Annotated in this window: 10 protein-coding genes and 1 pseudogene; 5 read left to right on the forward strand and 6 right to left on the reverse strand. The window is 36.0% G+C overall.

Going from position 1 to position 14500, the window contains the following annotated elements; genetic code table 11:
- Window positions 1–120: 120 nt before the first annotated feature.
- Window positions 121–3006, reverse strand: coding sequence for a DNA polymerase I (gene polA, locus ITJ86_RS14690; RefSeq protein ID WP_195872414.1), 2886 nt, complete (start codon window positions 3004–3006; stop codon window positions 121–123).
- Between the two features lie 235 nt (window positions 3007–3241).
- Here polA and ITJ86_RS14695 point away from each other — a divergent pair, with 235 nt between their 5' ends.
- Window positions 3242–4171 (forward strand): isoaspartyl peptidase/L-asparaginase family protein, encoded by a 930-nt coding sequence (locus ITJ86_RS14695; RefSeq protein ID WP_195872415.1) that lies wholly within the window; start codon window positions 3242–3244, stop codon window positions 4169–4171.
- A gap of 364 nt (window positions 4172–4535) precedes the next feature.
- Here the strand turns inward: ITJ86_RS14695 and ITJ86_RS14700 are convergent, their stop codons facing one another.
- Entirely contained in the window at window positions 4536–5399 is an 864-nt protein-coding gene (locus ITJ86_RS14700) for a cyanophycinase (protein WP_195872416.1), read from the reverse strand.
- A gap of 96 nt (window positions 5400–5495) precedes the next feature.
- On the opposite strand from ITJ86_RS14700, the gene cphA reads away from it, so the two are divergent.
- A complete protein-coding gene (gene cphA, locus ITJ86_RS14705) occupies window positions 5496–8138 on the forward strand; it encodes a cyanophycin synthetase (RefSeq protein ID WP_195872417.1) in 2643 nt (880 codons plus the stop codon).
- Window positions 8139–8227: 89 nt separating this feature from the next.
- Here cphA and ITJ86_RS14710 read toward each other — a convergent pair whose 3' ends face one another.
- Window positions 8228–8488 carry a hypothetical protein gene (locus tag ITJ86_RS14710; protein ID WP_195872418.1) on the reverse strand — a complete coding sequence of 87 codons (261 nt, stop codon included), beginning with the start codon at window positions 8486–8488 and terminating at the stop codon, window positions 8228–8230.
- A gap of 619 nt (window positions 8489–9107) precedes the next feature.
- Entirely contained in the window at window positions 9108–9368 is a 261-nt protein-coding gene (locus ITJ86_RS14715; RefSeq protein WP_195872419.1) for a hypothetical protein, read from the reverse strand.
- Window positions 9369–9642: 274 nt separating this feature from the next.
- On the opposite strand from ITJ86_RS14715, the gene ITJ86_RS14720 reads away from it, so the two are divergent.
- Window positions 9643–11055, forward strand: coding sequence for an aldehyde dehydrogenase family protein (locus tag ITJ86_RS14720; RefSeq protein ID WP_195872420.1), 1413 nt, complete (start codon window positions 9643–9645; stop codon window positions 11053–11055).
- On the opposite strand, the gene ITJ86_RS14725 is transcribed toward ITJ86_RS14720, so the two are convergent.
- Window positions 11052–12062 (reverse strand): N(4)-(beta-N-acetylglucosaminyl)-L-asparaginase, encoded by a 1011-nt coding sequence (locus ITJ86_RS14725; protein WP_195872421.1) that lies wholly within the window; start codon window positions 12060–12062, stop codon window positions 11052–11054. The two genes, ITJ86_RS14720 and ITJ86_RS14725, sit on opposite strands and share 4 nt — an antisense overlap.
- Before the next feature lie 188 nt (window positions 12063–12250).
- Window positions 12251–12412: pseudogene (locus tag ITJ86_RS14730) on the reverse strand (glucose/galactose MFS transporter); the annotation flags it as partial.
- A gap of 352 nt (window positions 12413–12764) precedes the next feature.
- Between ITJ86_RS14730 and ITJ86_RS14735 the strand changes: the two are divergent.
- Window positions 12765–13994, forward strand: a complete 1230-nt coding sequence (locus tag ITJ86_RS14735; RefSeq protein WP_195872422.1) for a metallophosphoesterase — start codon at window positions 12765–12767, stop codon at window positions 13992–13994.
- Window positions 13995–14103: 109 nt separating this feature from the next.
- Window positions 14104–14400: a thioredoxin family protein gene (locus tag ITJ86_RS14740; RefSeq protein ID WP_195872423.1), complete on the forward strand. Its 297-nt coding sequence runs from the start codon at window positions 14104–14106 to the stop codon at window positions 14398–14400.
- The last annotated feature ends 100 nt before the right edge of the window (window positions 14401–14500 follow it).

The raw sequence follows: 14500 nt of genomic DNA on the forward strand, positions 1-14500 counted from the left end.
AAATTAAATTTATTTTACCAATACCCAAACGGTAAACCCTGTGAATATTCTATTTTCCTTTATCAAATGTCCCCTTGAGGGGACTTTAGGGGTGTGAACGAGATGTTGATTTTCATTGTCCTAATGCGCCTCCAACCAATTCAAACCTGTATCTACTTCAACATCCAAAGGCACTTCCAGTTTAAAAGCACTTTCCATTTCTGTTTTAATTAATGTGGTGAGTTCTTCGAGTTCTGGTTTGTAGATGTCAAAGACCAATTCATCATGCACTTGTAAGAGCATTTTTGATTTGTAATTGCCTGCTTCTAGCTTATTATAAATATTAATCATGGCAATTTTTATAATATCTGCTGCACTTCCTTGTATTGGTGCGTTTACGGCATTTCGTTCTGCTGCGCCACGGACTACGGCATTTCTAGAATTGATATCTTTTAAATATCGACGACGACCCAAAACGGTAGAGACATAACCATGATCTCTTGCAAAATCGACTTGCTTGCTCATGTAGGCTTTTAATTTTGGATAGGTGTCGTAGTAGGTGTCAATGAGTTCTTTGGCTTCACCACGCGATAAATCCGTTTGGTTGCTTAATCCAAAGGCTGATACGCCATAGATAATTCCGAAATTAACGGTTTTAGCATTACTACGTTGTGCTCTGGTCACCTCTTCTAGTAGAACACCAAATACTTTTGAAGCCGTTGAGGCATGAATATCCTCACCATTCTTAAAAGCTTCAATCATGGTTTCTTCTTCACTTAAGGCAGCGATGATTCGTAATTCTATTTGCGAATAATCGGCAGCGAGTAAGGTGTAATCTTCATTTCTTGGCACAAAGGCTTTTCGCACTTGGCGACCGCGTTCGGTACGGATTGGGATATTCTGTAAATTCGGATTATTACTACTTAAACGGCCAGTAGCTGCAACGGTTTGCATGTAATCGGTGTGTACTCTGCCTGTAGATGGTTCTACTTGCAATGGTAAGGCGTCCACGTAAGTACTCTTCAATTTGGCAAGTCCTCTGTAATCTAAAACTTGCTGAACAATGTCGTGATCCTTAGCTAAGTACGACAAAATATCTTCACCTGTTTTATATTGTCCGGTTTTGGTCTTTTTAGGCTTGTCAACTAGTTTTAGTTTTTCGAATAAAATGATCCCTAACTGCTTTGGTGAAGCAATGTTAAATTCTTCGCCTGCTGTAGTATAAATTTTTTGCTCGAGATTAAGGATGTCGTTGTTAAGCGCATCTGAAAGTGAATTTAAAAATTCGGTATCGAGATTTATACCTTCCAATTCCATAGCGGCTAACACACGCAATAGTGGAATTTCAATCTCATCGAATAATTTTTGGGTGTTGGCTTCGCCTAATTCATTTTGAAAGTGTTCTTTGAGTTGTAAGGTGATATCGGCATCCTCTACCGCATATTCGGTTAGTTTTTCTAAATCCACATCGCGCATGGACAATTGGTTCTTACCTTTTTTACCAATGAGTTCTGTAATTGAAATTGGTGTATAGTTTAAATAGGTTTCAGCAAGAACATCCATATTATGACGCATGTCTGGATTAATTAAATAATGCGCTAACATGGTGTCAAAAAGTTTGCCTTTTACCTGTATGTTGTATTTGGCTAATACTTTAATATCGTATTTTAAATTCTGACCTATTTTTTCGATGTTATCGTCCTCAAAAAAGGGTCTGAAGGTTTCAATAAGTTCTTGTGCTTCGGTTTTGTCTTCTGGAAATGGGACGTAAAATCCTTTCCCGACTTCCCATGAAAAAGCAATACCGACTAATTCTGCGGTTAATGGGTTTAAGCCTGTGGTTTCCGTATCAAAACACACTGCTGTTTGCTTCATTAAATTGGTGACAAACAGTTTGGTTGCCATGCCAGACGCCACACTTTGGTAGAAGTGCGAATAGGTTGCTACTGTTTTTCTCTCAGATGCTGAACTTGTGTCCGTAGCTCCTGAATCGGCACCAGCACTCCCAAATAGTGAGAATTGACCTGCTCCTGCTGACGAACTTGAAGTTGGAGTTGAATTTGAAGTTGATTGAGACTTCTCGACAGAGCCTGTGCTGAGCGAAGTCGAAGTGCTCGAAGTGACACTAGGTGCTGTTTTAGCTTCAGCAGAAAATGTCTTTGTAAAATTATCAATTAAACGTCTAAACTCTAATTCTTGAAAAATCTCCGTCACCTTAGGCACATCTGGTTCTGACATTTCAAAATCTTCGGCATTAAATTCTACAGGCACATCGAGCATAATGGTGGCCAATTGCTTAGATAATAAACCGAGTTCTTGGTTGGCCTCCACCTTTTCCTTCATCTTGCCTTTTAGCTCGTGCGTATTGGCAAACAAATTTTCCATGCTGCCGTATGCTTTTAGAAACTTCTTGGCTGTTTTTTCACCAACACCTGGTAAGCCAGGAATGTTATCAGAAGCATCTCCCATCATGCCTAAATAATCAATAACTTGTAGCGGGTCTGTAACTTCAAATTTCTTTTGTACTTCTGGGATGCCCCAAGTTTCATAACCACCACCAAAAACTGGTCGGTACATAAAGATGTTTTCTGAAACCAATTGTGCAAAATCCTTATCTGGAGTCACCATAAAGGTTTTGTAGCCTTCTTTTTCAGCTTTTTTAGCTAAAGTTCCAATGACGTCATCCGCTTCAAAACCTTCTTTCACCATAATTGGAATGTGCATGGCTTTTAAGATTTCATAGATATAAGGCACGGCAGTTTTGATACCTTCCGGCGTTTCGTCTCTGTTGGCTTTGTAAGCTTCAAATAGTTCCACACGGTCTGCGCTTCCTCCTTTATCAAAACAAACGGCTAAATGATCTGGTCGTTCGCGTTTAATAACATCTAAAAGGGAATTCATAAAGCCCATTATGGCAGAGGTATCCTCTCCTTTAGAATTGATTCTTGGGTTTTTTATAAAAGCGTAATACCCACGGAAAATAAGGGCGTAGGCATCGACTAGGAATAAGCGTTTTTGATCTGACATATTTATCAATTTGTAAATGGATGTCACTTTGAGCGTTGTCTAAAGGTCTTTAAAACTAGAGGTTCTAAGTTCTCGACTGCGTTCGAAATGACAGTAGAATATAATGGGTTGATTTAAGAAAATCAACAGCCTGCAAATTACGAAAACTTATTTGACCTTTCTAGTTTTTAAAACTTGAAAAGCATCTTATTTTATCAATTCCAAGATGTATCTTTGAAACCTAAGAATTTTAAACATGAACACATTCTCAATAGCCATACACGGCGGCGCAGGTACTTTAGTCAAAGGCATGATGACCGCTGAGTTGGAAGCACAATATAAATCGGTATTACAAATAGCTTTGAATGCAGGGTATAAGATTTTGGAAGACGGAAAAACAGCTGTTGAAGCTGTTGAGGTAGCGGTTAAATTACTAGAAAATTCACATTTATTCAATGCAGGAAAAGGTTCTGTATTTACAGCCACCGAAACGCACGAAATGGATGCGTCTATTATGGATGGCAAAACCTTAAATGCAGGTGGTGTAAGTTTAATAACAGGCATTAAAAATCCAGTAAGTTTAGCACGTGATGTGATGGAAAAAAGCGAACATGTGTTTTTAGCAGGAGACGGAGCCATGCAATTTGCCAAAGAACTCAATTATACATTAGAGGATGCTTCTTATTTTTATGATGAGTTTCGACACAACCAATGGTTAGAGATAAAAGACACCGACAGTTTTCAGTTAGATCATTCAACAAAAAAGGATTCCAAATTCGGAACTGTTGGAGCCGTAGCTTGTGACCAAGATGGTAATATTGCAGCTGCAACCTCAACAGGAGGTATGACCAATAAAAAATGGGGACGCGTGGGAGATTCTCCTATGATTGGTGCAGGAAATTATGCGAATAATAAAACGTGTGCTATTAGTTGTACAGGAAGTGGTGAGTTCTTTATACGCGGAGTAGTGGCTTACGATGTGGCTTGTTTAATGGAGCATAAAAACATGAGTTTGGAAGACGCTTCTAACGAAGTGATTCACAAACGTATTTTAGAAATCGGAGGTGATGGTGGCTTAATCGCTGTAGATACCAAAGGAAATATTGCGATGCCTTTTAATACCGAAGGGATGTATCGTGGACAGAAATCTTCGGATGGGATTGAGGAAGTTGCTATTTATGGGTAGTGAGAAGTCGGTAAGTTGTTTGTTGTAAAGTTGTTTTCTCTGTGTAATTTTCACGCGAAGGCGCAAAGACGCTAAGGTGTGTTTGTTGTAAAGTTGTTTGTTCTTAAGATGCTTTTCTCTGTGTTTCTCCGTGTAACCTCTGTGCATCTCTGTGTAATTTTCACGCAAAGACGCAAAGTTAGGTTTATTGTAAAATTGTTTGTTGTTTAGGTGTTTTTCTCTGTGTTTCTCTGTGTAACCTCTGTACAACTCAGTGTCATAATTTCACGCGAAGACACTAAGTCGCAAAGATTAATTACGCAATCACAAGTAAAAAGTAAAACCTAGTATTCAGTAATAAGATCCCTTTTTTCAAAGGGATTTTTTAGATAAAAGGAGCCTCAATAGGCAGTACCTTCACTTTTCGAGTTTTAATATTGTATTCATCACCATTAGAAAGGACATGAATCGTAAGATTAGCCATTGTCATAGGAGTGCCTTCCTCAAGTATCTTTTCATTGTTATGCGTCAGTTTACTGCCATCAAAAACAATCACCATTCCAGAGCCAATAACCGTACAATCGTTACCGTTTTTTATAATCATACCCGTATCTTCAGCCAATCCGAACCCTATAAGATTAGGGAATTTAGCAACGGCTTCACTTTGTCTTCCAAAACGACCACGACGAATAAAATGCGTGTCTATAATCAATTCAGGAATCAACCCTAATCCCTTATACATATTTACGGCACCTTTAATAAACGATTCAGAAGCACTTCCTCCAGCAATCATTTCATTTGCCATGCACATTGCTCCAGCACTTGTACCAGCAATAACAAATCCGGCGTCATTTTTATAACGTTCTACTAAAATATTATGTAGGGTTGTACCACCAATTTTATCTGTGATTTTAGACTGATCTCCACCAGAAAACATCACACAATCTGCGTTTTTTATAAGCTTAATAGCTTGTTCGGTTTCAGAATCTTCTTTAGAACGAATATCTAAAACGTCAACATTTTTACACCCTAAAGTATCAAATGCAGTCAAGTAATTTTCACCAACTTCAACCGGAATACTTGATGCTGTAGGCACCACAACGATCTTTGCATTAACTCCTCCAGCTTCTTTTACAACGTGGTATAATATCCCTTCGTCAATAAATTCTAAAGTGTAAATTTCACTTTCCTCAATACCTTTATCTTCATTTCCTCCTATTGGTATTAATGTTCCTTTAATCTTCTGCATAATTTTCATCATAAAATATTGGGCAAAAATAAGGCATTTTTTTTAGTGAAAAATGCTATATTAGAATCTTTCAATAACTAAAACAAACCAACGAACATGAAAATACGCGAAATTAATGCGATGAGAGGCCCTAACTATTGGTCAATAAGACGACACAAATTAATAGTAATGGTTCTCGATCTTGAAGAAATGGAAGAGTTACCATCAAATAAAATTGAAGGGTTTCCGGAGCGCTTAAAAGCCATGTTTCCAAGTATGTATTCGCATCGTTGTTCTGAAGGTTGTGCAGGTGGTTTTTTTATGCGTGTTGATGATGGTACTTGGATGGGGCATATCATTGAGCATATTGCCCTAGAAATTCAGACTTTGGCAGGAATGGATACGGGCTTTGGACGTACAAGAGGTTATGGAGAACACGGAGTTTATAGTGTGGTGTTTTCATATATGGAAGAATCCGTAGGTCGTTTTGCAGCAAAATCTGCCGTTAGAATCTGCGAAGCACTTATTGCAGGTGAAGATTATGATATGACTGATGATATTCAGGAAATGAGAGAATTACGCGAAGCCGAACGTTTAGGACCAAGTACAGGTTCTATTGTTGAAGAAGCCGAAGCACGTGGCATTCCATGGATCCGTCTTAATAAATATTCCTTGTGTCAATTAGGTTATGGAGCCAATCAAAAACGAATTCAAGCCACAGTAACTTCTGAAACGAGTAGTATTGGTGTAGAATTAGCATGTGATAAAGAGGACACTAAATATTTGTTAGAACAAGCTGAAGTTGAGGTGCCAAAAGGCGATATTATTCGTCGCGAGCGTAGTTTAAAAGAGGCTTGTCGTTATGTTGGTTACCCTTTAGTAATTAAACCTATTGATGGCAATCATGGTCGTGGTATTACTGTAGATATTCAAAATTATGACGATGCCTTAGTGGCTTTTCATCATGCCAAGGATAGTTCTAAAAGTGGAGCTATTATTGTTGAAAAATTTATTGTTGGTGAAGATTATAGGTTGTTAGTTATTAATAATACTTTAGTAGCTGGTGCCATAAGAACGCCTGCGCATGTTATTGGTGACGGCAAATCTACAGTGCAAGAATTAATCGATAAGGAGAACAGTGATCCACGTCGTGGTTATGGACATGAAAATGTATTAACCAAGATTACCACCAACGAATTAACGCAAACTATTATAAAGGATGCTGGTTATACTTTAGAAAGTGTTCTACCTAAGGATGAAAGACTCATTTTAAAAGACACAGCCAACTTAAGTACAGGTGGCACAGCTGAGGATATTACAGACATTATTCATCCGTCTAATGTGAGTATGGCGGAGCGCATTTCAAAAATTATAGATTTAGATATTTGTGGTATTGATATTATGACCACAGATATTTCTCAACCCTTATCCGAAACTGGAGGAGCGGTTTTAGAAGTCAATGCAGGTCCAGGATTTAGAATGCATTTAGCGCCAACAACAGGATTGCCTCGTAATGTGGCAGCACCAGTAATTGATAAATTATTTCCACAAAAAGGAGATACAGGACGTATTCCGATTATCGCAATTACAGGAACTAACGGAAAAACGACTACCTCTCGACTAATGGCTCATATTGCCAAAATGAATGGTTATCGCGTAGGTTACACCACAAGTGATGGAGTTTATATTCAGAACCGTTTGTTAATGACAGGTGATTGTACAGGTCCTGCAAGTGCAGAATTTGTGCTTAAAGATCCAACAGTAAACTTTGCTGTTTTAGAATGTGCACGAGGAGGCTTATTGCGCGCTGGATTAGGATTTAAAAAATGTGATGTGGCTATTGTGACAAATGTTGCTGCAGATCATTTAGGTTTAAAAGGGATTCATACGATAGAGCAATTAGCGCGTGTAAAAGGAGTTGTGCCAGAAACGGTATTGCCAGATGGTTATGCCATTTTAAATGCCGATGATGATTTGGCTTACGACATGAGACGCTCTGTAAACTGTAATGTTGCTTTGTTCTCTATGGACGAAAATAATCCGAGAATAAAAGCTTTACAACGTCTCAATGGTATTACGGCTATTTATGAAAATGGCTATGTAACCATTTGTAGAGGGGAATGGAAAATGCGCTTAATGAAAGCTGAAAATATTCCATTGACTTATGGTGGAAAGGCAAAATTCATGATTCAGAATGTATTGGCTGCCATTTTAGGTGCGCATGTGCAAGGTATGAGTATTGAAGATATGAAAGCTGGTTTGGAAACTTTTATTCCTTCGGCATCACAAACACCAGGTCGTTTAAATTTATTTAAGTTTAAAGACTTTTCTATTTTGTTAGATTATGCTCATAATCCTGCAGGAATGAGAGCACTTCAGAATTTTACTAACGAGCTTGAAGCAACCGTAAAAGTGGGAATTATTGCAGGTATCGGAGACCGTCGTGTAGAAGATAATAACGAAATGGGAGCGATTGCTGCTGATATGTTTGATGAAATTATTATTAGACAAGACAAACGCTTAAGAGGTAAAACTGAGCAGGAATTAATTAAGATGCTCGATGATGGCATTAAGAAAAGAGATCCTAATAAAAAGACGACCATAATTCCATCGGAAAAAGAAGCGATTACCTATGCGGTGAAAAATGCGGTAAAGGGGTCACTAATTGTATTGTGTAGTGATGTAATACCTGATGCCTTAGATTTGGTTAAGAAATTTAAGGAAAAAGAAGCAAATGGTGAATTGAATTATGCCGATTAATTATTAGGCACTTCTATAACAACTAAAAGCCGAAACTTGCGTTTCGGCTTTTTTAATATATGGTTAATAGCGAGTAATCTTTTATTGTTTTAACAAAGCTTTTTAGTCTTAACTCTGATTTGAAGACTTTTTCTAAATGTTTTAATACTGATGATTTCAGTATTTTTTTTACGATTCATTCTTAAAACCTTAGCTTTAATTTCAGAAGTAATAGTAGCATCAGTAGATTCAGCCTTTACATCTTTAGGCGTCTCAATAACTTCTGTCTCATTGTTAACGGTTATGTCTTGTTGAGCAAAACTTGCTAAAGACATGGTTAAAAATAATAAGATGAATAAACCTTTTTTCATAATCGTGAGACGCTATACTGTTTTAATTTCGGGTCAAAGAAACACAACATTTCTAGTGTAGATGAAATTTTTAGATAAAGACTATCGATAAACTGTTAAGTGGTAAATGATAGTAAAAAATATCGTTGAACTACATGATTTTCGTCGGTAGCCCTTTAAATGTGTTGGGTTTTAAGCTGAGTGTTGTTTTTTGTAAGATAAAAAACACTTATGGTTGAGTTTTGTCGGCGAAATGCATAAATTATGCCTATACCACCTTAGTATAACTGAATTTAATTTTGACCTCTATTATGAATTGTTTTGAAAACGAATCAATAGTCATGATATGAAAGGATCAAAACTTAAACAATCTACACGATGTTATTAAAGGCTTAAATGAATTCAAATTTAAGAAGCAGTGCTTACGGAGTTTATTTTGTACGTGATATTTTCTCATTCTAAATAATAAAGGGTAAGTGCTTATCGAAATATTTAATTATGCAGAATTATACTACTAAGGTTTTAAAATTTGAAAAATTAAAGTTGTTGCGATACCGTTTCAAACTAAAAACAAAAAAGCCGAAACTTGTGTTTCGGCTTTTTTTAACAATATATGGTTAATAGCATTTTTTATCGTGTCTTAACAAAGCTTTTTAGTCTTAACTCTAATTTGAAGACTTTTTCTAAATGTTTTGATACTGATGATTTCAGTATTCTTTTTACGATTCATTCTTAAAACCTTAGCTTTAATTTTAGAAGAAATAACAGCATCAGTAGTTTCAGATTTTGCATCTTTAGAAGTTTCAATAACTTCAGTCTCATTGTTAACGGTTACGTCTTGTTGTGCAAAACTTGCTAAAGACATGGTTAAAAATAATATGATGAATAAACCGTTTTTCATAATCGTAAGACGTTATATTTGTTTTAACTTCGAGTCAAAGAAACACAACATATCTCGTGTGGTTAAAATTTTTAGATGAAGGATGTCGATAAACTGTTAAGTGGTAAACGGCAGTAAAAAATATCGACGAACTACACAATATGCGTCGGTAGCCCTTTAAATACGTTGTGTTTTATGTTGAACGTTGGAGTGCTTTGGATAAAAAAACAGTTTTGTCGACGAAATGCATTAAATGTGCTTGAAGTACCTGTAAACAGATAAACAGATAATTATTATGACTGAATTTAGTAACAACCCATATTATGACTTGTTTTCAAAACAAAGCTTAAATCAATTTGCAATAGGCAATCGTAGTTATAAAGAACGGTTGAATACCTTGAACAAACTTCAGAAAGCCATTGAGGTTACCTATAGAACTCAGATTCAAGAAGCCTTGCAAAAAGACTTAGGGAAACCTGTTGTAGAAACAGAACTTACAGAAATCTATGCTATTATTGGCGACCTAAAGTATACCAAGAAACATTTACATCAATGGATGCGCAAGCAAAATGTAGAAACACCGCTATCGTTATTAGGTTCTAGCTCCTATATAACATATGAACCTAAAGGTGTTTGTTTAATTATATCACCTTGGAATTTTCCGTTTAATCTCACCTTTGGGCCATTAATTTCAGCTATTGCAGCTGGGAATACGGCTATTATTAAACCTTCTGAGATGACACCAAATTCAGCAGATCTAATGGCTAAGATTGTTTCTGACATATTTGCTGAAGATGAAGTTGCTGTATTACAAGGTGACGTTGAGGTCTCTACCCAATTATTAAAACTCCCTTTCAATCATATCTTTTTTACAGGTTCGCCCAAGGTTGGTAAAATTGTTATGGAAGCCGCTTCTAAACATTTAGCTTCTGTTACGTTAGAACTAGGAGGTAAGTCGCCAACCATTGTAGATAAAACGGCAAACATTGATAAGGCAGCAAAAAAAATAATGTGGGCAAAATTTTTGAACTGTGGGCAAATATGTGTGTCACCAGACTATGTTTTAATTGATGACAGTGTAAAAGCAGAATTTATTACATCTTGTAAAAAATGGTTGCAAACATTTTATAATGATCAAGCAAAGTCATCAGATTCTTATGGTAAAATAGTCACCGACAAACACTTTGAACGTTTAAGTGCTTATCTTGATAACGCAAAGTCACTACAGGCTACAATTGAGGTTGGTGGGCAAACGGATAGCGCTTCAAAATATATTGAACCGACTATAATTTCTGATTTAAAACCTGAAGCTATAGTCTTAGAAGAAGAAATTTTTGGACCTATTTTACCGATTGTGACTTATAAGAGTTTAGATATGGCTATTACTTATATTAATTCGAAACCACGCCCACTAGCACTTTATATTTATAGTAAAAGTAAATCTAACACGAATAAGATTTTAAATTCTACTAGAGCAGGAGGAACTTGCATTAATAATAGTGTGTTACATTATGCCAATCATAATTTACCGTTTGGAGGTGTTAATAATAGTGGTATAGGTAAGAGCCATGGATTTTACGGTTTTAAAGCGTTTAGTAATGAACGTGCTGTTATGAAACAACATACCTTTGGTGTCACTGAACTATTGTTTCCTCCTTATACTAATATGAAAGAAAAATTGGCGCGTTTGACTATTAAGTGGTTTTAAGCTTTATTATAATAATCAGATTGAATTTGCTCATTGCTACCATCCTGAAATTTAGTCATGCTAAACCACTGATGAATGGAGTAGCAGCCAGTTTCTCCTCTTTTATTAACCGCAACATAACCAACCTGAAAATTCTTATAATTACTATTGGGTTTGTTTACAATTCTACCAATGGCTTCTTCGCAAGCTTGCTGAGGTGTTTTGCCTTGGCGCATAAGTTCTACTACTAAAAAACTACCCACTGTTTTCACCACTTCTTCACCTAAACCCGTAGCAACACAACCACCAACTTCGTTATCTACAAATAATCCTGATCCTATAATTGGAGAATCACCAACACGTCCTCCAAGTTTATATGCTAAGCCACTCGTTGTACACGCCCCAGAAATATCGCCATTTTTATCAATGGCGAGCATTCCTATAGTATCGTGGTTTTCTATGTTTATAATGGGTTTATATTTGGCTTCAACTTTCCATTTCTCCCAAGCTTTTTTTGAAGCGTCGGTTAATAAATCTTCGGGTTGAAACCCTTTTGAAATAGCAAATTGTTTGGCACCTTCACCAGCGAGCATAACATGTGGAGTGTCTTCCATCACTTTTCTAGCCACAGAAACAGCATGTGTAATATTTTGAAGATAAACTACCGAACCGCAATCACCATGTTTGTCCATAATACACGCATCTAATGTGACATTTCCATCTCTATCAGGTAAGCCCCCTTTTCCAACTGATTGTCCTTTTTCGTTGGCTTCTTCAATTCTACAGCCTTGTTCTACGGCATCTAAAGCATTTCCACCAGCTTGTAAAACGGCCATAGCTTTTGCTGTTGCATTTTTAACATGCCAAGTCGCAACAACTAATGGTAAACCAAACAAGTCATTGACAGCTTTCTTTTGTTGTTCCGTTGCTTTTTCAGAAACGGATTCATCACAACTAGTCAATGAATTTCCTACGGCGAAACCTACTCCAGTTAAAGATGCTGCTTTTATAAATTTTCTACGTTTCATGATGTGCTATATAATTTTGATAATGTCAATCTCCTTAATAATCTATATGTACTTACCAATAGAGTAATGCATATAAATGATGCGATTCTAGGATTAATGAAAGAACTCTAGTTAATAAAATCGTTTTATGACTATCGTTTTTTAATTGGCAATGGCAACATTCTTCCGACCGTTTTTATAGCCATACCAAAGAAGGAAAATTGTACCATTCCGGCTTGAAAGTAAGACAACGTAAATAGTTCTCTAAGTCGCGGAATTAAAGCATCGACCAAAACTGTTATAAAGCCCCAAAGGAAGAATAAGGTGGTTAATAAAATAAATGAGGAACGATAGGATTTTTGTTCATTCATAATTTGTTTCGTTAGTTATAGCTGGTAGAGATTATTGTTTTGTTAAGCGTTTCAAGTTTTAATAAGCTGATAAATCTAATAGATTATTGTTAAATTATTGGACTTTCATCCACAAAAATCGAACTTTTCACCTGTAAATGATAATCCGAGTGCCATTCTGGAACTTTCATCAGTTTCTTTGCCACAATCATGACCTACGTATAACTTGTTTTCGGGTTTTTGACGATATATTAGGAATTACTTATTGGTAATAATTGATAACAATTGATACGATATTATGCTCAAGCTTTAACACTTTAATAAGATAAGTGGCTCGTTATTAACTTTAAATTTGTAAACTCAAAGACACAACATGATTCGCTGGATACTATTTGCCATTTTATTTATCATAGTTACCATTTATGGTTTTCAAGCTATAAGAACAGTAACCAAACAAACTTGGGTGTACTACGTATTTTTTATTATAGCCATTGTTGTTGTGGGTAATTTTATCTTTCAGTTTACAACAGCAAGTGAAGGTCGTGTTTTAACAACGGCAAAAAGTTTTGCCTTTGGGTTTATATTAGCATTTATGGCTTTTAACTTGGTCTTGTTGCCATTTTTAATTGGTGAAGATATTATTAGAGGCATCATTAGTCTGTACGATAAATTTGTGACTAAAAATGATACGTTTTATTTACCATCGCGCCGAAAATTTATAAGTCAATTAGCTTTGGGTGTTGCGGCAATACCGTTGTCTTCATTGCTTTATGGAATGTTTAAAGGGAAATACGATTTTAGAGTTCTTAATTACACTTTACATTTTGAAGATTTACCTGAAGCCTTTGATGGTTATAGAATAACTCAAATTAGTGATATTCATTCGGGTAGTTTTGATAATCGTGAAAAGATTGAATACGCTGTAGATTTAATAAACGAACAAGCGTCTGATGTATTATTATTTACAGGTGATATGGTGAATAATAAGGCTTCAGAAATGTTGCCATGGATGGATACCTTTGGACGATTGAAAGCGAAAGATGGTAAGTTTTCTGTTTTAGGAAATCATGATTATGGAGATTATGTCGACTGGCAATCGTCTGAAGACAAAGCAAAAAATCTTGAAGATTTAAAAACGATTCAAAGCGATATAGGTTTCGATTTATTGCTAAATGAAAGTCGTTATTTAGAAAAAGATGGCCAACGATTAGCTTTAGTTGGTGTTGAAAATTGGGGAAAAGGAGGATTTAAAAAAGCTGGCGATTTAGAAAAAGCTTCTGCAGCTATAGAAGCTGATGATTTTAAAATATTAATGACACACGATCCAAGCCATTGGGAAGCAAAAGTGCTAAATGATCCGTATCACTATCATTTAACGTTGAGTGGGCACACACATGGTATGCAATTTGGGATTGAAATTCCGGGTTGGATAAAATGGAGTCCAGCAAAATGGAGATACAAGCAATGGGCAGGTATTTATACGGAGTTAAATCAGCATATCAATGTCAATAGAGGTTTTGGCTATTTAGGCTATCCAGGTCGTGTTGGTATTTGGCCAGAAATCACAGTGATTGAACTCAAAAAGGGGGCGAAAAGTGTGTAATTGTAAAGAATTGCTTATTTTTATGATATGAGTATCTAATTGGTAATGAATTACTATTTTTAGTATTTACAAATTTAACTACTTATACATTTGACTAAAACAATAACGTATGTCAAAATTTGGGGAATTAATAGATGTTGAAATTCCAGTGCTTCTGGATTTTTATACGGAAAAAGACAATCAATCTACAGCAATGCATCCTATACTTAGAGATGTTGCGGCTGCTTTAGGCGATAAAGCAAAAGTGATTAAAATTGATGTAGAAAAAAACAAGGAACTTGCAGAGGCTTTGCGCGTGAAGGGTTTACCAACCTTAATCATCTACAAAAATGGTGAAATGAAATGGCGTCATAGTGGAGTACAAGATGCTAATACGTTAATTGGTATTATTCAAGAGTACGTTTAAAATTTCTGCGAAAGCAGGAATCTCATCCTACGGATAATAGTATTTTGTATTTTTCTGAATCTAATATCAGCTAGTTACAATTAAGTCTTTTTTCTTGATT

Source organism: Winogradskyella marina (assembly GCF_015645385.1).
Classification (GTDB): domain Bacteria; phylum Bacteroidota; class Bacteroidia; order Flavobacteriales; family Flavobacteriaceae; genus Winogradskyella; species Winogradskyella marina.

Coding starts and splice junctions, on each gene's coding strand:
- cphA (WP_195872417.1), top strand. CDS start 5,496: ATGAAAATACGCGAAATTAATGCGATGAGAGGCCCTAACTATTGGTCA.
- ITJ86_RS14700 (WP_195872416.1), bottom strand. CDS start 5,399: ATGCAGAAGATTAAAGGAACATTAATACCAATAGGAGGAAATGAAGAT.
- ITJ86_RS14740 (WP_195872423.1), top strand. CDS start 14,104: ATGTCAAAATTTGGGGAATTAATAGATGTTGAAATTCCAGTGCTTCTG.
- ITJ86_RS14720 (WP_195872420.1), top strand. CDS start 9,643: ATGACTGAATTTAGTAACAACCCATATTATGACTTGTTTTCAAAACAA.
- ITJ86_RS14710 (WP_195872418.1), bottom strand. CDS start 8,488: ATGAAAAAAGGTTTATTCATCTTATTATTTTTAACCATGTCTTTAGCA.
- ITJ86_RS14715 (WP_195872419.1), bottom strand. CDS start 9,368: ATGAAAAACGGTTTATTCATCATATTATTTTTAACCATGTCTTTAGCA.
- ITJ86_RS14735 (WP_195872422.1), top strand. CDS start 12,765: ATGATTCGCTGGATACTATTTGCCATTTTATTTATCATAGTTACCATT.
- polA (WP_195872414.1), bottom strand. CDS start 3,006: ATGTCAGATCAAAAACGCTTATTCCTAGTCGATGCCTACGCCCTTATT.
- ITJ86_RS14695 (WP_195872415.1), top strand. CDS start 3,242: ATGAACACATTCTCAATAGCCATACACGGCGGCGCAGGTACTTTAGTC.
- ITJ86_RS14725 (WP_195872421.1), bottom strand. CDS start 12,062: ATGAAACGTAGAAAATTTATAAAAGCAGCATCTTTAACTGGAGTAGGT.